The following is a 21,190-nucleotide window of genomic DNA, read 5'->3' on the forward strand; positions in this document are numbered from 1 at the left end:
TGATCCCATGGAAACCGCTCCTCGGGACGGATCCCGAGGAGCGGCCATTGCGGATGGATCATGCGTGCGCGAACCATGGTTCCAACGGACGACCGGGTCGGCACTGACCCCATGCCTTCAGTAGTCCCAGAACACGGGAACCCACCGAAAGGCGTCGCCATCGACCGCGACCCGACCGACCGACGGGAACGGCAGGTGCGTGGCGATCAACTGCTCACCGGTCGCCGCCAGCTCCCGCAGAAGCCTGACGCGAACGCGAGCCGCCTCCTCGGGATCGTGTTCGAAGCCGTTGTGCCAGTCTGGGTGCTCGAACCCGACCGTGAACACGGCGTCGCCGGCGAATGTCAGCCGGTCGCCGCCGGATGCCAGGCGGACCACGCTGTGCCCGGGAGTGTGGCCACCGGTGCGATGGACGACCACCCCCGGCGCGACCTCGTGCTCTTCATCGAACAGCCGCAACTGGCTGCGGTACTCCTGCGCGAACCGCTTGGCGGCCGCCCGAAGCGCGTCCGGGAACCCCTGTGGCATGTCGACATGAGTAAAGTCGGGCGCTTCCCAGAATTTGACCTCGGCGGCCGCCACATGGATCCGCAGGTCCGGGCGCAGCCGCTCCTTCACTCCCTCGACGAGGAGCCCGCCGACATGGTCCATGTGCATATGGGTCAGCACCACGTCGGTCACGGACGCCAGATCAATACCGGCGGCCTCCAATCGCCTGACCAGTTGCCCGGCCCGCGGCAGGTTGAGGTTCGGGTCCAGCCCCAATCCGGCGTCGATGAGAATGGTCTGGCCGCCACTGCGGACAACCACCACGTTCAGCGACCAGTCGAACGCGTCCGGCGGCAGGAACATGTCGCTCAGCCAAGTCGCCCTCTCGGCCGCCTCGACGTTGTGTCCCAACATCTTGGTCGGGAGCGGCAGCACTCCGTCGCTGACGACCAGCACGTCGATCTCACCGATCCGCACTGCGTAGCGCGAGGGCACCAACTCCTCAGCCCCCACAGGTGGAGCGCCAGCATATCCGGGATCGGTTCGTCCGATATTGGTTGTCACTGCAGTCGTCATCGTCATCCCTTTCGTGGGACGCGCTTGCATCTGGCTCGTTAGGATCAAGAAACGCGCGTCATGCCACAAAGACGAGACTGGGTCGGCAGATGTGACATGAGCGATGAGCCCTCGAACTCATCGCTTCTGGATGAACGGTTCTCCTCGATACTTCCCCTCTGGAGCGGACGGTCCCTCTTCCGACCAATAAGAAGCTTCGAAGCTGGTACCGAGCGTCGGGTTTCCACGTATGGGCGCGTCGCATTCCCCGCAGAGGAGTCGGGGGCTCGTCCGCACGCGAGGGCGACGAGAGGCTTCCGTGAGAAACTCGCTGCCCGGATCTTCTATCGCTGCGTGGATTCCAAGGAAAACCGCTTCGAGATTTCGGTGCGCACATGTTCGGGGAACAGGCGTACGCGTTCCGGCAAATTCCGTCCCGCCAGACTCACTGTCCTCGATGCCCCGCCCGTGGTGGCCCACGGTCCGCGAACCCGGACGAGCAGGCCCCCTTCGACGTCACGGGCGGCGATGAGGCTCGGGAGGTGCCCGCCCCGGCCAGGGTCAGTCGAAGCGTCGTCGCGACGTCGCTCGCCCGGATGGCGGGACGGATGCCGACCTGTTCCGTGCATTCCTTGCCGTCGTTGAGAAGGATGCCCATCACGCCGGGCCGCTTGCGCGCGACGACAACGTCGTGTTCCGCCAAGGCCGCCGACGGCGGCGCCCTCGGCTTCGCGGCAGCGGCGCTCCGTATCGGCGATACCGGCCGCGTCGGTGCCGCCGATGAGAAGCACACGGCGCTCGACATTGATTTGTCGGTGTCCGCGGCGAGGGCAGCCTGCGGCTCTCTCGTCGAAGCGGCGCCGAACCTTCCGAACCGCCGGCCGTTGCTGATCGACTTCAGCCGCACGGACGGACACATGACCCTCACGAAACTCGCTCTCACGACTACGCTGGCTGTCCTTTTGACCGCGCCGGCTTTCGCCGAGCAGCTGGCTCCCACCGGCGGGGCTGGGAACACTGGCGTCATGACACCATCCATGGAGCCGGGTCCGGTGCCGCGGGCAAGCGGTGCGAGGGGCCGTCCTGCCGATGCTATTCCGGGCAATCCGAGCCCGGCTTCCGTTCCTGGCAGCACGCCGGACGTGAATATCGGCGGCACGCTCACCAGCAGCCCGCCCGGCACCGGTGGGACTTCGGGCGGACCATCTCTTAGTGGGCAGTAGATTGAAGCTTGACCATGTGACGGTGCGACACCAGACCCAGGCATACCAGCCGGAACACGCCCGCTCGCAGCGCATTCTAAGCTCACTTCTCCCAATTCAACGCGTCCAGATGGGCCTGACAAATGTACAATCACATTGAACGTGGTCGTCTTGCTACGCCCGCAACCTTGGAACCAGTGGTGCTCGGCTCTAGCTCCTTGACCGACATTGGGCGTAGAGAGCCAACCACTAATAACGGGACGATCCAGCCTACGTCGGCACCTCCGGCTCCATATGTGAGAGCTGTGTCTCCGTCGGTTTTTGAGAGTTTCGGCTCATTCTCCTGAGAAGGCTTTCCCGCAACCAGATCCGTGGCGTCGGCCATACCACCGCGTGGCCGCCGTCACGGATGGGCTACGACCACTCGCCGTGTCGCGGGCTGTCGTAGCCCATCCGTTTGCCTTCCATGCGCGGACGAGCGTGTGAATGCAGTATGGAGGACTAGCGATAACCGGCGATACGTCATCCAGCCTCCCTAGCAGGAGGCAGCTTGACCGCGATCCCGCGAGCAAGGCCGCCCATGCGGATTTGCTCGACGATGATAAAAAGAAGCGTATCCTCTTTCTCGTCCCGCACGGGGCAAGGGAGGAAATAATGTCTGCAAACTGGAAATCAGTTAAAGACGACCTGAACTGGAGCCTGAACCAAGGACAGGATGTAAAAGGTCGCGCTGAGTTGTGGGAGGCCTTCAGCAAGGGCGATGCAAAAGAAATAGGGCACGTGATCGAAGCGTTTAAAATGGGCCAGCGCGACAGCCATAAGCTTGCAAACCTAGCGCGGTGTGCCCAGGAGGACGACAAGAGGCTGTATAATATTGGCCGGAAACTGATCGAGCTGAAGCCTTCATAAAAGGCCATCTGATAAAACGGATCATAACACGAAGAACAGCTTAGGGTCATTGAAGCTGCCTTCACTCGCCGTCTGGAGAGGTAATGGCTTTGCCCATCCTCGCGGTTTCTAGTTTTACGCCTCGCCCTGTTCTCTCATCCGCAGATGGCCGGCACGCACCTGTTCGCGCGGAGCGAAGGCGGGTACACCCGTCAGCTTTATGGCCCAGCTCGCGATATCGGCCCCTTCGGGGGTTGCGCGAGACGGCCTCGACCTCGTGAATCCGAGGCGGGGGCGGGGCCATCGACAGGGGTCACGACATGCGGTCCAGCCGAAGATTGTCCGAACGCTGGTTGACGCTCGGGCTTTGGCTCATCGCCCTCCTCTTCGGCTGGTTCCTGATCGGCCTTGGCGCCCTCATCGTCGGTGACCTGCCCCAGGTCGAGCACCGCTATACCCTCGAACAGTTCCTCGACGGACCGGCCGATGGCGCGGCGGCCGAGTCCCTCAAGCGGATCCGGCGGGAGCAGGACGACATTCGGCGCCGGACGGAGCAGGAGCAGCTCGCCCTCGATGCCGCGCGTTCGGCCTCGGAGGCTGCGCGCGAGACCTTCGCCAATTGGCTGAAGACCCGCGACGCCACGCAGCGCGTCGACCAGGATCCGGACCTCATCGCGCGCACGCAGGCGCTCGATGCGCTGAAGGGGGCGGAACGGACCATCGAGGAGCGGCTGGAAGGGCTGGCGAAGGCGCGGCTCGCCCTTTCCGAGCAGGAAGAACCGCTGACGCAAGCGGAGAGCGACCTGCGCGCTGCGGCTCAGGTCAAGCTCGACGCCGTCGAGCGGGAGCAGGAGCTACGCGTCTTCGGATATCGCCTCGCCTTGACCCTGCCGCTGCTGGGGCTGGCCGGGTGGCTGTTGCTGAAGCGGCGGCGGGGCCGCAACTGGCCCTTCGTCTGGGGCTTCGCCTTTGCGGCGACCTTCGCGTTCTTCGTCGAGCTCGTTCCGTATCTGCCGAGCTATGGCGGCTACGTGCAATACGGCGTCGGCGTCCTCGTGACCCTCGTCGCCGGCCGTGCGGCGATCGGTGCCCTGCAATCCTATAACGAGCGGCAGAAGCTGGCGGAAACACGACCGACCGAGGAGCGCCGGGGCGAAATCGCCACGGATCAGGCGTTGGAGCGGCTCGCCAAGAAGGCCTGCCCGGGCTGCGAACGGCCGATCGCCCTCGACGACCCGAACCTGAACTTCTGCCCTCATTGCGGCCTCGGCGCCTTCGAACGCTGCCCGACCTGCGACCACCGCAAGAGCACCTTCGAGCGCTTCTGCCGGGCCTGCGGAACGCCGTCCGCTTATGAGGTGCGCCCTGTCGCCACCTGACGGCGACACCCCAAGGGGCGTTAGATAAGCGGCGGACCGTCGGACCGCGGCCGACGGCCGGGCCGGATGGGGGACGTGGCGCGTGCGGGCGGGGAACGGCCCGGTTCCGCTTGGGAACACTGAACGATTGCAACCCGCTAAGCGCCGCGCTTAAAGAGTTTTTAATGCTGATCTGTCTGTCTGATGTCTCCCCGACGGTCAGGAACGCGGTCCCGGCGTGACGCCGAGAACGATCAGCGTGAGATGAGATGAAGAAGCTCAGCCTGAGCCTGATGTCGATGAAATCGCTCTATGCCGTGGTGGCCGGAGCATCAGCGCTCGTGGGCATCCTCGTCGTTTCGGGCAGTCTCGCGGTCTCCAACCTGAGCCGTGATGAGGCGCGCAAGCCGCTGGAGGCCGCCCAAGCCTCCCAGCGCTTCGCCGCCGCCCTCGATCGCGGGGTCTACGACGTCGTCCAGGATCTCAAGACGCTCGCCGTCACCCTGAAGCAGACGTCCCAGCGCCTCGATGCGGATGAGCTTCAGCCGGTGCTGAGCGCATGGCTCAGGTTGCGTCCCGATTATGCCGAACTCAACCTGGTGGGCCCGAATGGCCGCGTGAAGGTCGCCGGCAACGATCTCGGTTTCGGCCGGGACGTATCCGGCCGGTCCTGGTTCCTGCGCGCCAGGGCCTCCCAAGCCATCGTCGCCGTGCCGTCTCCGGGGGCGAACGGGCGGACGGTGTTCGACATCGCGCTGCCGGTTCCGGGCCCTGCGGCCGGCGGAGAGGGCATTCTCGTCGCCCGCCTGAACGAGGCGTGGATCGGCGAGATTCAGGACAGGGTGCTGGCCGCCTCTGCCACGGCGAGCGGCCCCGTGACGAACGGCGTCATGGGCCTGTCCATTCTCGCTCCCGATGCGCGGCCGAGTTCGGGCCTCATGGCCCAACAGGCTTCTGGTGCCCGGGAGGTCGTGGAACAGGCGACGCCGAGCGCAGGATTTCGTGATCTCGCCCCCTCGGGCTGGCTCGCTGTCGCACGCGTGACGAATGCCGGAGCGCCGCGGAGCATCGAGGCCTCCCTTCCCGATAACGGGAGCGTGGTGCTGTGGCTGGCCGTCTGTCTTTTGACGGCCTGCGGCGGCTGGATCGTCGGCGATCGCATCGTGCGGCGGCTCAAGCTGATCGGCGAGAGCGAGCAGGGCGTCTCGTCGCCCTCGCGTATCGCGGAATTGTCGGAACACGAAGAGCGCCTCGTGGCACGGGAGCGCAGCGGTGTCCGCGCACTCCAAGAGACGCGCTCGGCCCTCTCGCGCATCCGGGAGCGCTTCCGCACCTTCGAATCCATGTCGGGCTGGACCTATTGGGAGATCGACACCGAGGCCGGCAGTGTCACCTGGAGCGACCCCGCCACGCACGCGAACCATGCGGTTCCGGACCGCGCCGTCGCCCTCACCGATCTCAAGAGCGGAATCGCCCCGGACGATCGCGATCTGATGGATTTCACGATGCGGTCGGCGCTGGACCAGCCCGGCCCGCATGACGTCGTCCTGCGCACCACCGGAAGTCTGGCGGAGAATGGCCAGCGGCGCCTCTTCGTCCGTTTCATCCGTGCCGAGGACGAGACGCAGTCGGCCAAGCCCACGATCCTGCACGCGCTGAGCCGCGAATTCGTCGGCGAGACCGTCAAGGACCCGAATTTCGTCGGTGGCGCGGAGGCGGAGGGCAGCGCGTCTCCGGTCGAGCGGCGTCGCCGGGAGACCGATGGTCCCGTGGAATCCCGGACCGGTACCGTCCTGCGCAAGGTGGTGGATGGGGTGATCCACGACTTCAACAACGTGCTCACCGTGGTCATCGCCAATCTGGCGACCCTTCAACGGCGTCATGATCTTCCCTCGAACCAGGCACGCCTGATCGATGCCGCCCTGGCGGGCGCCCAACGCGGATCGAGCCTGACCCGGCGCCTCGTCAACTTCGTGCGCCGCGACGATTCCGGCCTGCAGGAAACCGACGTGGCCGTGACGCTGACCGCCTTCGTCCCGTTCCTGGGCGCCAACGTGCTGCACCAGACCTCGGTGGAGACCCGGATCCGTCCGGGCCTCGCCAAGGTCCTGTGCAGCGAGAAGGTTCTGGAGGCCGTCCTTCTCAACCTCGCCTTCCATGTCCGCGACATCGGCTCGGAAGGGTTCGCCATCGGTGCCGACGAGAAGGTGCTCTCCGACGACGAGGGGATCGCACTCGCCTCCGGCCGTTACGTGCGGATCATCCTGGCCAGCGGCACGCCAGGTCGCCATGCCACGACCATACCCTCCAGCGACAGCGAGGCGACCAAGGCGGTGGCTGCTCTCCTCACCCAGGTCGGAGGTGGTTTCAGACTTCTGGCGGATGGCAGCAGTGCCACCGGCTTTCTCGCGGAAGTCTGGCTCCGCGCCGGGGATGCGCCCTCCGAAACCGAGGCGCAGGAAGCCGGCGCGCAGATGCCCGCCCTTCGGGTGCTCCTCGTCGACAGCGACAGCCTCGTGCGCCAGAGCTTCGCCGATGCCCTCACCGATCTCGGCCACGATGTCGTCCAGGCGGGCTCAGCCGAGCATGCCCTGGCCCTCGTCGACGAAGCGGCGACCTTCGATGTCATGATCGCCGATTGGGCCATGCCCGTGGTGAGCGGTCTCCAATTGGCCGTGACCATGACCAACCGCCATCCCCAGATCCGCGTCATTCTCGCGAGCCCGGGGGGGCAGTTGCCAGCGAGCGCCCGCGCGTTCCTGCATATCGAGAAGCCATTCCGCTATCCGGCCCTGGCGGCGGTCATGCGCGAGGCCGCCCGCAAGAACGCGGCGGTCGCGGCCTGAGAAGGCGCGGGACGCCTCGTCCCGCGAGCTCGGACCGACAATCGCGGCTTCGTGGCTGGACTGGCGTGGGACGCACGTCCCGCCGGCCGACGATCCTCGGATCGCGATCGATGATCGCGGCATCCGCCTCGGATGTCGCCGCGCGCCCGTCACGGGATGAGCCGGCCTGTCACGGACGTATTGGCTTGAGCGTTCTCGTCCCGTTGCGACACAAGATCGCGCGTCTCTGAGTAAGTTTCCAGCAAGCTTACGAAGAATGGTGGCTTCCCGGCCGCCGTTAGCTCTCAGTTAACGTTGACGGAACATAAAAGAATTCGCGCCGATGGTAACGGTACCCGTTGAGGGATGCATCCGGGCGCGCCGGGACAACAGGGTCGTGCCCCCATGAAGTGCTTTGCAACTCTCGCTACTGTCCTCGTCCCCGCTTTGCTCGTCGGGATGTCGGCTCAGGCGGCGGATTGGTACACGGGCGCCGAGCCCGTGGCGCGGGACGACGCCTGGACGACGGCCGTGGATGCCTCGGCGGCTGTCACCTCGAACAGTTCGGCCTTCGGTTCGGTGACGGGGACGTTTGCCACGGAAGGCACTCTGCTTCAGAGCGGCCCGCGTATTCGCGTCGAGGCGGTCGCCGGAACCTACAGCTATCCCGGCCAGGGCGTCGCCCAGCGGGTCAACGGCTACCAGCAGGAAGGCGCGCTCAGCGCCGGCTACGAGTGGATCTGGCGCGACGCGGCCTTGGCCGGCTTCGTCGGCTTCAACGTGAGAAGCAACCAGCTCTCGATTCTCGACCCGGACAACCCCGTGATCGGAACCGGAGTCGGGGCCAAGCTCGCCGCGAATTTCTACGCTCGGCCCACCGAGAACACCATGGTCTCGGCCTATGGCTCCTACTCGACGCAGTTCAGCGCCTATTACACGCGCTTCCGCGCCGGCTACATGGTCGCCGATGGAATCTATATCGGGCCCGAGGCCATGGTCCTGGGCGACAATTTCTTCAGCCAGTACCGCATCGGCGCCCATGTCACCGGCTTCTCCATCGGCCCGATCAAGATGGCCGTTGGCGTCGGCTACGTGAAGGACCGGATCCAGGGCAGCGGCTACTATTCCAGTGTGGAGGCCCGGGCCGCGTTCTGAGGCCGTGCCTGCCGTGCTTCGTTTCGACGCGTCACACCATTCCGCGCTTTTTCGGCGTCGCAACCGCCCAATTGCATCCTAAACGACATATTAAGACCGAGATTTCTCGATTTTCAGCGTAGCAAGACAATCGCAACCGGTTGGCCGCAAAATGGCCGAGTCCGATGCCTGACGCTGCCGTGGATGTCGGATGCTGGAAGTTAAGCATTCTTCCTCACGACAGCTTCATGCACCCGCGCGATAATTGCTTGTGCCGACCGATTGCCCGCCCCCAAAGGGATACTCGTTTTGAGATCTGCATTGCGCTGGATCGTGTGGATGGTGTCCGCGGTCGCCGTTCTCGCTCTGCTGAGTCAGCCGATCAGCACGCAGGATCAGCTCGCGATGAGCCTGTGCGCCATGGTGGCGATGAGCATCCTATGGATTTTCTTCGACAATCCGCCGGCGCGGTTCGTCTTCCTGGCTCTCGGGAGCCTCGTGGTCCTGCGCTACATGTTCTGGCGCGTCACGAACACGTTGCCGTCCCCGTCCGATCCAGTGAGCTTCGGGTTCGGCCTCGTCCTGCTGCTGGGCGAACTCTACTGCGTCTTCATCCTCTTCATCAGCCTCATCATCAACGCCGATCCGCTTCGCCGCGCCACGCCGCCCCTGGGCCCGCCCGAGGACCTGCCCACCGTCGACATCTTCGTTCCGAGCTACAACGAGGATGCGGGAATTCTCTCCACGACCCTGTCCGCCGCCAAGCTCATCGACTACCCGGCCCACAAGCTCCATGTCTGGCTGCTCGATGACGGCGGCACCGACCAGAAATGCGCCGATCCCGACCCCGCGAAAGCGCAGGAGGCGATACAGCGGCGCAGCGAGCTTCAATCCCTGTGCAAGGCGCTCGGCGTCACCTATCTGACCCGGCCGCGCAACCAGCACGCCAAGGCCGGCAACCTCAATAACGGTCTCAAGCATTCGCAGGGCGAGATCATCGTCGTCCTCGATGCCGACCACGTGCCGTTCCGCTCCTTCCTGCGGGAGACGATCGGCCATTTCGCGGCCGACCCGCGCCTGTTTCTGGTTCAGACCCCGCACGCCTTCCTCAATCCGGACCCGATCGAGCGGAACCTGCGCACCTTCGACCGCATGCCCTCCGAGAACGAAATGTTCTACTCGGTGACGCAGCGCGGCCTCGACAAGTGGAACGGGTCGTTCTTCTGCGGGTCGGCCGCTCTCCTGCGCCGGCGCGCGCTGGACGAGGCCGGCGGTTTCTCCGGCGTCACGATCACCGAGGATTGCGAGACCGCCTTCGAGCTGCATTCGCGCGGCTGGAACAGCATCTACGTGGACACGCCCCTCATCGCCGGCCTGCAGCCCGACACGCTGGTGGCCTTCATCGGCCAGCGCTCGCGCTGGTGCCAGGGCATGTTCCAGATCCTGATGCTCAAGAACCCGCTGTTCAAGCGCGGGCTCCACCCGATCCAGAAGCTCGCCTACCTGTCGAGCATGACGTTCTGGTTCTTTCCGGTGCCGCGCATGATCTTCATGTTCGCGCCCATGCTGCACATCTTCTTCGACCTGAAGATCTTCGTCGCCAGCGTCGATGAGTCGATCGCCTATACGGCGACCTATATCGTCATCAACCTGATGATGCAGAACTACGTCTACGGTAAGTTTCGCTGGCCCTTCGTCTCGGAGCTCTACGAATACGTCCAGGGCCTGTATCTCTTCCGGGCCATCATTTCGGTGATCGTTTCGCCGCGCAAGCCGACCTTCAACGTCACCGCCAAGGGGGCCGCCCTCGATCAGGACCACCTCTCGCCCATGGCGTGGCCCTATTTCGCGGTCTACTTCATCCTGCTCATCGGCTGCGGCACGGCCCTCTACCGCTACCTGTTCGAGCCCGGCGTCACCAACCTGATGCTGGTCGTGGGCCTCTGGAACTTCTTCAACCTCCTCACCGCCGGCGTGGCCCTCGGCGTGGCGGCGGAGCGCAGGACCACCGAAGCGAGCCCCTCGCTGGCGATCAACCGGCATGGCCGCCTCGTCTTCGGCGGGCGCGCTCTCGATGTCGCCATCGAACGCGCCTCTGCTTTGGGCTGCACGATCCGTTTCGGCGCCGAGGCGCTGCCGCCGGGAGCTGGGAGTACGCACCGCACCGGCCAGCTCTCCGTCGTCCCCATCGACGGTGCTCCGGTGCAGGTGCCGCTGCCGGTGGAGATCGGCGAAATGACCCAATCGGGCGACGAGATGGTGCTCAACCTCCAATTCCAGCCCCTCGACCCCAAGGGATACGGGGCGCTGGCGGGCCTGATGTACGGCGATGCCGGTGCGCTCCTGCGCTTCCAGCAGAGCCGCCGCCGGCACAAGAACATCCTTTCCGGCACGCTGCAGCTGATCTGGTGGGGCCTGGTCGAGCCGTTCCGCGCGGCGAGCTACGCCTTCAAGAGCGGACATGCCTCTACGGCGGAGACCGTGGCCAAGGCAGGCCCGGTCCTGCCGAAACAAAGCGCGCAAGCCCCCCTCCTGGTGCAGCAGCCGGCCCCTTTCACCGCACCCGCCGACACGCAGCCCACCCCGCCCGGCCCGTCCGACAATCCCCTCGTCGTCCGCCAGGGATCGAGCCGCATTCCCGGCAGCGAGGCCGCGACGGACTGGGTCCGGCTGATGCTGGAATTCGAGAACGACCGCCTTCTCGAAAGCTCGGGCAAGCAAGCGAGCCGTGGGTCGCACGACCCGCTCGTGCGGACGTGAGGCAGATCACCATGTCGACCTTTCGCGTCCTCGCCTGTCTTGGCGCCCTCGGCCTGATCCTGCAGCCGCCGGCCGGCCAAGCCCAGAGCTTCCTCGGATCGGGGCCGACCGAGCGCTTCTCGGTGCCGCCCGTGGGCGATGCCATGCGCCGCCCGGACGCCCCGCCGCCCGCAACCCGCCCCGCCCCGCCCCCCGAGGAGGCCCAGCGCGAGCCTGTCGGCCGGATCGCCCCGGCGCGTCGCCTCGCGGCCACCACCGACGGGTTCCGGATGGAGGGGGAGGAGGCGACGCTGCGCTTCCCGGTCTATCTGACGGAAGCACAGACGCGGGGCCGCCCGCGCCTGCGCATTTCCTACCTCTCGGCCATCTCGGTCGCGCCCGAAGCCTCCGAACTGACCGTGAGCGTCAATGGCGCGGTGGTCGGACGCACCAATATCCAGGCGCCGGGCGCGGTGAAGGTGGTGGAATTCGAGATTCCGGAGGGAAGCCTCAAGCTCGGCTACAACGCCGTCTCCCTGCAGGCCAGCCAGCGCCACCGGGTCGATTGCTCGCTCAACGCCACCTACGAACTCTGGACGCAGATCGATCCGTCGCGCTCCGGGCTCGTGGTCGCGCCGGTCGCCGCCGCCAGCCTCGAACTCAAGGATCTTCCCGCCCTCGAGCCCGACCATAGCGGCGCCCTGCCGGTGCGGGTGGTCGCCAACGACAAGCCGAACCTGCCCCGGCTCGAGCGTATGATCCACGCGGTGGAGGCGGTGGGCCTGATCGGTCGCATCGCCCGGCCGGTGGTGGAATTCGGCCCGCCCATGTCGGGCCGGTCGGGTCTCAACCTCATCGTCGGGACGGCGGCGGAATTACGGGAGATGCCCGATCTCGAATCGATCGGCGCCACCGGCGGGCCGAGGCTGGTGGTCCTGCCGCCGCGCCCGGACCGGGTACCGACCCTGGTCGTCACGGGCACCAGCTATGCCGAGATCGAGGAAGCCATCGCCGCCCTGGCGCGGGGAGGGGAGGTCTACGGCACTCCCGCCGGCCTGAAGGCGGCGTCCCTCGCACGCGGCACCATCCTGGACGGTGACGAGACGGTCTCGCTGCAGAGCCTCGGCGTCTCCACCCGCGAATTCTCGGGGCGGCTGCTGCGCACCGCCTTCGACGTCTACCTGCCGGCGGATTTCCTGCCGGCGGACTACGGCAAGGTCATGCTGAACCTGGCGGGCGCCTACGCGTCCGGCTTGACCTCGGACGCCCGCATCCTCGTGGATCTCAACGGCAGCAATGCCGCCAGCGTGCCGCTGGCCCAGACCCGCGGCGAGGTGTTCGAGAACAACACGATCCCGCTGCCCCTGGCGAAATGGCGTCCGGGCCTCAACCGCGTCGCGATCATGGCCCAGGTTCCCGCCCCGGCGGACGAGACCTGCGGCCTCAACGCCACGGATTCGAAGCGTGAGCGCTTCCTCATCCTCGACCGCGCGAGCCTGTCGATTCCCACCCTGGCGCACGCGGCCAGGATTCCCGATCTCGCCGCGACGACGAGCGGGGCCCTGGCCTTCGTCAAGTCCGAACGCCGTCCGCGTCTGGTCCTGCCCACCCTCGACAAGGACACGGTGGCGGCCGCCGCGACCCTCGCCGCCAGACTGGCGGGCGCCGCCGGGCGGATGATCGATTTCGAGCTCGCCGGCGACATGCAGAGCGGCTCTCCCGGGCCGACCCTCGTCGTCGCCCCGGTGCGGTCCCTGTCTCCCTCGACGCTGTCGGGGCTGGGCCTCGACCCGGACCAGATCAGGACGATCTGGCAGGCGCGCGCGGAAACGGCGCGGGCGCCCGGCCAGTCCGGCTCGGTGCCGGCCCCGACCCTGGACCGGCTTCGCCGCAACCTGCCGCCGCGCTGCAGCCTGCCCGAACTGACCTTGCGCGCGCCGGCCCCCAGCCCGACCATTGCCTCCGCCGCGCCCGCCGAGGCGCGACGTTCGCCCCAGGCCAGGCTGTCGGACGGTGATCTCGTCACGAAATGGGACGAGACCCTTCGCGCGCGCCATCCCGTCCTCGAAGCTGCGGACGGCGTCGTCGAGCGGGGGAGGGCCTTGCTCAACTCCGTCGTGGGTGACCCCCGCGCCTTGTTCAGCGCGGCGCCATCGACGCCCGCCACGGTCACGGTTCCCCCCGGCGCCAGCCTGATCATGGCCCAGGGCTTTCCGACGGAGGCGGCGGCGCAGAACGGCTTCGACGGGTCGGTGACCGTGATCACCGCCCCCAATGCCTTGCTGCTCAAGGCTTCGGCGGCCTGCCTCATCGATCCCGAGGTCTGGTCGCGGATCGATGGGCGCTTCGCCTTCCTCGATGCCTCGGACGGATCCCTCGAGACGGTGGCTCCCCGGAACGTGGAGCTCGTCGAGACGAAGACGCGCTCACTCTCCAACATTCGCCTCGTCACCGCCGGCTGGCTCTCGATGAACCCGGCGATCTATGTGGCGCTGACCCTCGGGCTCGCCCTGCTCCTCGGCCTGACGACGACGTCCCTTGTCCGCAATATCGGCCGGAAAAACGGATGACCCGCACCGTGCATCCCATTCTCGGCCTGGTTCTCGGCGCGGCACTGGCCGCCGCGAGCCCCTGGATCGTTCCCGCGAGGGCGCAGGACGGCGCCTCGCCGGTTCCACCCGCCACCGCGATGCCCGGTGCCCCCACCGCGAAAGGCGAAGCCATGCCGGGAGCCTCGAAGCCGGCGGTTCTCGCCGATTCCCTGAAGAATCCCGATGCCTGGCGCTCCTACCGGTCCCGCTTCATCACCGAGGCGGGCCGCGTGGTGGACACTGCCAACGGTATGATCAGCCACAGCGAAGGGCAGGGCTACGGCATGCTCCTCGCGGTCGCCGCCAATGACCGGACCACCTTCGAACGGCTATGGGGATGGACCCGCGCCAACCTGATGGTCCGCTCGGACGAGCTGCTGGCCTGGCGCTGGGAGCCCGGCAAACGACCGGCGGTGGCCGATCTCAACGACGCGTCCGACGGCGACATCCTCGTGGCCTGGGCCCTCACCGAAGCGGCCGAGGCCTGGGACGAGGCCTCGTACCGGGTGGCCGCGCGGCGCATCGCCGTGGAGGTCGCGCGCAAGACCATCCTGTTCAAGGACAAGAACGGGGCACTGCTGCTGCCGGCGGTCTCCGGCTTCTCCGCAGCCGAACGCGCGGACGGGCCGCTGATCAACCTCTCCTACTGGGTGTTCCCGGCCTTCGCCCGGCTCCCCATCGTGGCCCCCGAATTCGAATGGGCGGCTCTGACCGCCAGCGGGCTCAACCTGATCCGCCGCTCCCGCTTCGGCACGGCGAAGCTGCCGACCGAATGGATCTCCCTGAAGGGCGAGGAGCCGCGTCCGGCGGATGGATTCCCGCCGCTCTTCTCCTACAACGCCATTCGCATTCCCCTCTACATGGTCTGGGCGGGTGTCGGGCGCCCGAGCGATTACGACCCGTTCGTCGCGCTCTGGTCCGGCCCCGACCGGGAGCGCCTGCCCATCGTCGACACCTCCGACGGCCGGACGGTCGAGTCCCTGAGCGAGAGCGGCTATACCGCCCTCTCGGGGCTGCTCCTGTGCGACCGGAAGGGCATGCCGCTGCCCGACGGGTTCGGACGGCCGCAGGGGAACGAGAACTACTATCCGACCACGCTGCACCTCCTGTCGATGGTGGCGCTGCAGATGAGGAACCTGTCATGTCCGGCACGGTGATCCGCGGATGGGGGAGGCCGGCGACCGCTCGCGCCACGGGAGCGGCGCGGGGTTTCGCCTTGCTCTGCGGCGTCTCCCTCGCCGGGTTCTGCCTCGTCGCTCCGTTGGCGGCGCAGACCGAGAGCCCGGACGACGCGGCGCGTGCGCCCGCGATCATCGCGGTGCCCGGCAGTTCCGCCGCCGCCGGCATGGTCGATGAGAGCGCCCTGCGCTACTACGCGTCGCAGAAGCAGACGACGCGGATGAAGGCCGAGGCGGCGCGGCTGAAGCAGCTCTATCCCGGCTGGGTCGAACCCACCGACCTCGACACCCTGCAGCCGAGCCCGCCTGAGGAGGCGCCGCTCTGGGACCTGTTCACCGCAGGGCGTTTCGACGACCTCGATGCGGCGATCGCGGCCCGCCGCGCCGCCGACCCGAACTGGCGCCCCTCCGACGAACTGTCGCGCAAGCTCCTGCGGGCCAGTTTCCGCAGCCGCCTGAAAGCCCTGACCACCGGGCGCAAGACGGCGGATATCGTCACCCTCTACCGGGCCGACCCGAGCGCCCTCGATCCGAGCGACGTGGAAAGCTACTGGACCACGGCGGAAGCCCTGGCCTCCGAAGGGGGAGCGGCCGGCTCGGACGAGGCCCTGGCCCTCTACAAGACCGTGCTCGACACCAGCAACGACACCAGCGTGCGGTTGGCCACGATCCAGAAGGCGATGTCGACCCTGCCGATGGCCCTGGCGGAGAAGCTCATCGCCATCGGGCGCACGGATGCCGAGGGAGGCTCCGAGTTCAAGGCGATCGCCAACGACATCACCCGCGCCCGCATCGTCGCGGATCTCCACGGCGCTCCGGCCCAGGAGCCGAGCGCGGCGGACATGGCCGCGTTCCAGGCCTATGCCCGCGCCTCCGGCGATGCGAGCCAGACCGGATTGCTCGGCTGGTACACGTACAACCACCGCCAGTTCCGCGCGGCCCTCGACTGGTTCAAGCTCGCCATCAGCCGCGGCGGCGATGCCATGATCGCCCATGGCCTCGCCCATACCCTGCGCGAGCTCGGGATGCTGCGGGAGGCCGAGGAGGTCGCCTATGCCTGGCGCGACAAGTATGTCGGCAACAGCATCCTGTTCATCGACCTCATGGGCCGCAGGCTGACGCAGGCCAATCCCAGCTTCATCGATCTGGAGCGGATCAACCGCTATGCGAAGGTGACCCTGGCCACGGCGTCGGGGGAGGGGGCCGAGGCCCTCGGCTGGTACGCCTACAATTCGTGCCAGTTCGAGGCCGCGCTGGAATGGTTCCAGCACGCGGTCGCTTGGCTTCCGAGCGAGTCCGCCGTGACCGGCTATGCCCTGTCGCTGCAGCGCCTGAAGCGCAAGCAGGATTACCTCACCATCGTGAACCGCTACGACGGCCTGTTCCCCAAAGTAGTGGATCTCCTGTTCCGCGAGGGGCCGGCCGGACCACCCCTGGCCTGCGCCGCGACAGCGGACGCAGCCCCGTCCCAGGGGGGGCGCCCGGCACCGGCCGCCTCCGCCGCTCCCGCCGCGACCGCGCCGGCCCGCAACACGGCAGCCTATGGCCGGGTGCCCAAACCCGATGCATCGGGAGACGGCCAGACCAAGCCCCTGCCGGTCCAGCGCAGCGAATTCCCCCTCGCAGTGTCGGCGGAGAACCCCCTGCGCTACGCTCCGCCCTCCCTGGCGCGGGTGGTCGCGGATCGGCAGGACGGCGCCTTCCTGGCCGAGCCGCCCGCCTCGAAGACCATGCCGCTCGTCGCGCGCCGGGTATCGGGAGCGGGGCCGATGCCCTACGAGAGCTATGGCTTCAACCTGTTGCCGGGCTATGACGGCTCCGAACGGCCCTCCACCCTGTCGGAGCCGGGCGAGGGCACCCTATGGCGGGCGCAGCAGGCCTCGCGGAACCGTGGCCCGCAGGAGCGTGCTGCGTCGGAGGCCGACCGCTTCACCTTGCCCAATTCGCAGGCCGTCAATCGCGGCTACGATCAGCCCGATACCGCGCCGAGCTCGATGCAACGTCCATGATCCGCTCCCATCGGTTGGTCTCCTCCCTGCGATCCGGCGTTTTCGCTGCCCTGGTCCTCCTACCGTGGGCCTTCACGACACGGGCCGCTCTCGCGCAATCCGTGGTCGAGATCCCCGGCGCGGGCCGCGTCTCGGATGTGGCGCAGACCGCCTTTCGCGATGGCTTCGCCCAGCGCGTGACCTTTGCCGGTGGCCCGCGCAACTACGCCGAGATCAGCGTTCGCAACGGAGCCGATGCGGGGGGGCGCTTCGGCTCCGCCCTGATCATGGCGAAGCCGACCCGCCTCGGCATCGCCGCGGAACTCCTGGCGCGCTTTCCCGGGGAGGGCATGCGCGTCTCCACCGTTCCCAAGCGGAACGCCTATGGCCCCGTGGGCCTCGCGGTGGGCAGCAACTGCCTCTACGCCTGGCAATGGATCGATCTCGCTCCGCGATCCGGCGGGCGATCGGCCCCTGACAGTCTCTTCGGCGGAAGCACCGAGCGCGCGGCGTCCCTCCGGGTGAGCCTGTGCCGGACGGCTACCGCGACCCTCGCGGATCTCGTCTCCGGCGTCGAACGCATGAACCTCTCCCTCGGTGCCGGGCGCGAGGGCGGACGACCGCACGTATCCACCCGCGCGGCGCCCAAGCCCCGGCGCGAGGCACCGTCCGCCCGCGCTTCGAAGGAGCCCGCGAAGGCGGCCGCGCAGCCGCCCGGTGCCATGGAACGGCCGAGCGCACGAAACCAGAAAGCCGATGACGGCCGGCGCGCCCCGGTTCCTGTCGTGGAGCGCGCTTCCCCCACGATCCCGTCGCCGCCTGCCGCGGGCACCGCCGTTCCGCTGCCGGCCGGTCCCGCCACGGGCGCCCCGCGCTACATCACCGATCCGACCCCCACGCTCGCGCCAACGGCTCCCGTCGCCGCGCCGAAACCCGCTGCCCCCACGAGCGTGGAGACGGAGGACCGCCTGTCCCCCGATCTGCCGATCCGGGCCTATCGCCCGCCGCCGTAGCGCCGACGCCACATCTGTTTGCGAACTCTTCGCCCATCTTCGGCGACGTGTTCCTGGCGCCTCCCGGTGTGGGGATGCGCGAGGGCGCGACGGAAGCGGTCGCTCGCCGACGCGGAGAAGGCGGATCCGGTTCGCCGACCGTGCTTCGATGACAATCTTCACGCCATGCCTTGGCGCCTGCTGACAGTGGTGTCCAATCCCGGGAGGCAGGCCGAGATCATGCATCCATGGCGGCGGCGCCTTCTTGCGACCGGGCGGCGATCGATGTCTCATCGATTGCCACATTCGCGTTTGACAACCCTGACGGATACTCCTTCTGCTCTTTTGAAAGGTTGCGAATTTTTCTATAAATTATCCAAGATCTTAAATTATTGCGCATCATGGGGGTCGCTTTTCCGATGCAGCATTTCGACAAGGGACACCTGCCCGAGCCCGGTCCTCATTATGCCGACCATTTGGCCATCCAGGCCGTCATGATCTGTCGCGTGGTCATGGAGACAATCGTAATCGGAATTATTCTATTTGGATTGTCGGGATTACTAAAGATTTAATCGTGCGTCATTTTCAATTTTAGAATGATGTACTTAAGATGCTTGGTTTCCCGCGAGCAGGATCGCGGATGGAAGGTCGGTTGGCTTAGCGTCGCGAATCATGGGCGTCGCAGGCCTTCGAGACGCAAATGCCTCGCAGGCTTCGATCCTGCCGCCGTGCTTGTGCCTGTGGCGACTGGTCCTGGACTGGCGGCCTCTGCATCCTCACACCCAACCACGATCTGCGGTCCTTGCAGGTGCATCTCCGGCGCTCGACCCGTTGCAGGGTCTCGAGCGACTGCTTTAAGCCATGGAACGTGCCGTTTCGAGAACGAATGGCATCGCTGTCGCCATCTTGAAGGATAAGCATCTCAACGACGAGGGGGTGGGAAATATTCGTCCGCGAAGGCGGGGAAATTCGAAAAACTGTTTTCTTGTGGAGAAGTCAAGCATCTCGGTAAGACACCGGAGTCGGTCGGTGCCTATGCTTGGTCAAGCCGCAGATCCGCAGGCGCTGCCTGGATCTGTGTGGGCTTCATCTTGTAATAAGCTCGCACCGGACGTGCTTTCCTCACCCTGGAGACGAAGATGAATCATGACACTCCGGGCGGAGCATCCCCCTCGCGCCGGACGATTCTGCGTGCCGGCTTAGGAGTGGCAGCGAGCCTGTCGCTCGGATCGCCGGCGGTGCACGCCGCCGAGCGCACCGTCCGCCTGAGCTACCAGCGCTCCTCGACCCTGCTCACCATCCTGAAGGCGAAGGGCACCCTGGACGAGCGTCTGAAGCCCCTTGGCTTCGCGCCGTCCTGGCATCTGTTCACCAGCGTGATCGAGCCGATGAATGCGGGGGCTGTCGATCTGCACGCGGACGTGGCGGATGCCATCCCGATCTTCACTCAGGCCGCCAACGCTCAGCTCACCTTCTACGCGCGCGAGATCGGTGTTCCTTCCGCCGAGGCGATCATCGTACCGGCCGAATCGCCCATCCGCTCCATCGCCGACCTGAAGGGCCGGACGGTCGGCGTATCGCGTGGGTCGGGCTGCCATTTCATCCTGGCGGCGGCGCTGAAGAAGGCCGGTCTCGGCTTCCCCGATATCAAGCCGGCCTATCTCCAGGCGCCCGAGGGGCTCGTCGCGTTCAACCAGGGCAGTCTCGATGCCTGGGTCATCTGGGACCCCTTTCTTGCCATCGCGCAGTCCAAGCGGCCGGTGCGCGTGCTGGCCGACGCCACCGGCCTGTCGAGCTATCACCGCTATTTCCTCGCCAACGACCGTTTCGTGGCCGAGAACCCGCAGGTCGTCGCCACGGTCTACGAGGCCCTGAAGGAAGCCGGCCGGTGGGCGAAGGCCGAGCCGGACGCCGCGGTGGCGCTGCTGGCCCCGATCTGGGGCGACCTGTCCCCCGACATCGTCGCGACGGTGAACCGCCGCCGGACCTACGAAGTCACTCCCGTGACCCGTGCCGAACTCGGCGAGCAGCAGGAGATCGCCGATACGTTCTATGAGGCCAAGCTGATCCCCCGCAAGCTCGACGCCACCGGGGTGGCGATCTGGCAACCGCCCGCCGCGCGGGCGGGGTGACGCGCATGAGCGATGCGCCCCGTTTCGGGATCTGGGCGGCCGTCCACGGCTCGCGCGCGTCCCACCACGATCCGGACGAGCCGGACGATGCCAGCTGGACCCGTAACCGGTCCCTGGTGCTGGAGGCCGAGGCGTTGGGCTTCGACTCGGTCCTGGTGGCCCAGCACACCGCGAATCCCTACGACGACGAGCGCGACCAGCTGGAGGCCTGGACCGCCTCCGCTGCGCTCGCCGCCCTGACGCGCCGCATCGAGATCATCGCGGCGATCAAGCCGGGACTCTACCACCCGGTCGTGCTCGCCAAGATGGCCCTGCAGATCGAGCATGTGAGCGAGGGTCGCTTCGCCCTCAACCTCGTGAATGCCTGGAACAAGGCCGAGTTCGAGCGGGCGGGCCTGCCCTTCCCGGCCCATGACGACCGCTACGCCTATGGCCGGGAATGGATCGGCCTCGTGGACCGGCTCATGCGGGGCGAACGCGTGACCCATGCGGGCCGGCATTTCCATGTCGAGGATTACCAGTTGCGCCCGGCCGGGACCTTTCGGCCACGGCCGACGGTCTATCTCGGCGGCGAATCCGAGCCGGCCCGCGCCCTGGCGGCGGAGCGGGCGGATGTCTGGTTCATCAACGGACAGCCGCTCGACGATGTCAGGGCCCTGATCGCGGATGTCGCGCGCCGGCCCGCCGCCAACGGGCCGCTGCGCTACGGCCTCTCCGCCTTCGTGATCGCCCGCGAGACGGATGCCGAGGCTGAGGCCGAGCATGCCCGGCTCCTCGCCCTGGCGCGGCGCGACGAGGGGCTACGGAATGCCACGAGGGCCCGTACCGACGCCGCCAGCGTGATGTTCGCCAAGACCGATGCGGCGGCGGCCCAGCATGTCGGCACCAATGGCGGCACGGCGGCCGGGCTCGTCGGCAGCTACGAGACCGTCGCCGCACGCATCCGCGCCTTTCATGGCTCCGGCATCGACCTGTTCATGCTGCAGTTTCAGCCGTTCGAGGCCGAGATGCGGCGCTTTGCGAAGGAGATGCTGCCACGCGTGCGGTGAGCCCGCGACACGAAGAATCAGGACCGGTGGCATCGACTGCCCTGGATCGCCGTCGCGATGCCCCCTTTTG

General features: G+C 67.1%; 14 protein-coding genes. 12 read left to right on the forward strand and 2 right to left on the reverse strand.

Features of this window, described 5'->3' with window-relative positions; translation table 11 throughout:
- Window positions 1-117 precede the first annotated feature (117 nt).
- Window positions 118-1,071, reverse strand: coding sequence for an MBL fold metallo-hydrolase (locus ACYQR9_RS06595; RefSeq protein WP_461229093.1), 954 nt, complete (start codon window positions 1,069-1,071; stop codon window positions 118-120).
- Window positions 1,072-1,694: 623 nt separating this feature from the next.
- Here ACYQR9_RS06595 and ACYQR9_RS06600 point away from each other — a divergent pair.
- The 10 genes from ACYQR9_RS06600 (at window position 1,695) to bcsN (ending at window position 17,960) form a co-directional block, all read left to right on the forward strand.
- Window positions 1,695-2,267, forward strand: a complete 573-nt coding sequence (locus ACYQR9_RS06600) for a hypothetical protein (RefSeq protein ID WP_461229094.1) — start codon at window positions 1,695-1,697, stop codon at window positions 2,265-2,267.
- Between the two features lie 465 nt (window positions 2,268-2,732).
- Window positions 2,733-3,155 carry a hypothetical protein gene (locus tag ACYQR9_RS06605; protein ID WP_461229095.1) on the forward strand — a complete coding sequence of 141 codons (423 nt, stop codon included), beginning with the start codon at window positions 2,733-2,735 and terminating at the stop codon, window positions 3,153-3,155.
- Between the two features lie 299 nt (window positions 3,156-3,454).
- The gene (locus tag ACYQR9_RS06610) at window positions 3,455-4,513 is read left to right on the forward strand and encodes a serine endopeptidase (RefSeq protein ID WP_461229096.1); all 1,059 of its coding nucleotides are present in this window, start codon (window positions 3,455-3,457) and stop codon (window positions 4,511-4,513) included.
- A 248-nt stretch (window positions 4,514-4,761) separates the two neighbouring features.
- A complete protein-coding gene (locus tag ACYQR9_RS06615) occupies window positions 4,762-7,338 on the forward strand; it encodes a cache domain-containing protein (protein WP_461229097.1) in 2,577 nt (858 codons plus the stop codon).
- A gap of 384 nt (window positions 7,339-7,722) precedes the next feature.
- Window positions 7,723-8,472 (forward strand): cellulose biosynthesis protein BcsS, encoded by a 750-nt coding sequence (gene bcsS, locus ACYQR9_RS06620; RefSeq protein ID WP_056428626.1) that lies wholly within the window; start codon window positions 7,723-7,725, stop codon window positions 8,470-8,472.
- A 318-nt stretch (window positions 8,473-8,790) separates the two neighbouring features.
- The gene (gene bcsA / locus ACYQR9_RS06625) at window positions 8,791-11,211 is read left to right on the forward strand and encodes a UDP-forming cellulose synthase catalytic subunit (protein ID WP_461229098.1); all 2,421 of its coding nucleotides are present in this window, start codon (window positions 8,791-8,793) and stop codon (window positions 11,209-11,211) included.
- Between the two features lie 11 nt (window positions 11,212-11,222).
- Entirely contained in the window at window positions 11,223-13,760 is a 2,538-nt protein-coding gene (locus tag ACYQR9_RS06630; RefSeq protein WP_461229099.1) for a cellulose biosynthesis cyclic di-GMP-binding regulatory protein BcsB, read from the forward strand.
- Window positions 13,757-14,938 (forward strand): glycosyl hydrolase family 8, encoded by a 1,182-nt coding sequence (locus ACYQR9_RS06635; protein ID WP_461229100.1) that lies wholly within the window; start codon window positions 13,757-13,759, stop codon window positions 14,936-14,938. The genes ACYQR9_RS06630 and ACYQR9_RS06635 overlap by 4 nt, the downstream gene beginning before the upstream one ends.
- Window positions 14,923-16,968: a hypothetical protein gene (locus tag ACYQR9_RS06640; RefSeq protein WP_461229101.1), complete on the forward strand. Its 2,046-nt coding sequence runs from the start codon at window positions 14,923-14,925 to the stop codon at window positions 16,966-16,968. The genes ACYQR9_RS06635 and ACYQR9_RS06640 overlap by 16 nt, the downstream gene beginning before the upstream one ends.
- Entirely contained in the window at window positions 16,965-17,960 is a 996-nt protein-coding gene (bcsN, locus tag ACYQR9_RS06645) for a cellulose biosynthesis protein BcsN (protein ID WP_461229102.1), read from the forward strand. The genes ACYQR9_RS06640 and bcsN overlap by 4 nt, the downstream gene beginning before the upstream one ends.
- A 217-nt stretch (window positions 17,961-18,177) precedes the next feature.
- On the opposite strand, the gene ACYQR9_RS06650 is transcribed toward bcsN, so the two are convergent.
- On the reverse strand, window positions 18,178-18,342 hold the full coding sequence (locus tag ACYQR9_RS06650) for a hypothetical protein (protein WP_461229103.1): 165 nt from the start codon (window positions 18,340-18,342) through the stop codon (window positions 18,178-18,180).
- A 736-nt stretch (window positions 18,343-19,078) separates the two neighbouring features.
- Here ACYQR9_RS06650 and ACYQR9_RS06655 point away from each other — a divergent pair.
- Window positions 19,079-20,071, forward strand: coding sequence for an ABC transporter substrate-binding protein (locus tag ACYQR9_RS06655; RefSeq protein ID WP_056428012.1), 993 nt, complete (start codon window positions 19,079-19,081; stop codon window positions 20,069-20,071).
- A gap of 5 nt (window positions 20,072-20,076) precedes the next feature.
- A complete protein-coding gene (locus ACYQR9_RS06660) occupies window positions 20,077-21,120 on the forward strand; it encodes an LLM class flavin-dependent oxidoreductase (RefSeq protein ID WP_461229104.1) in 1,044 nt (347 codons plus the stop codon).
- The last annotated feature ends 70 nt before the right edge of the window (window positions 21,121-21,190 follow it).

This window comes from Methylobacterium sp. CM6241 (assembly GCF_054817845.1).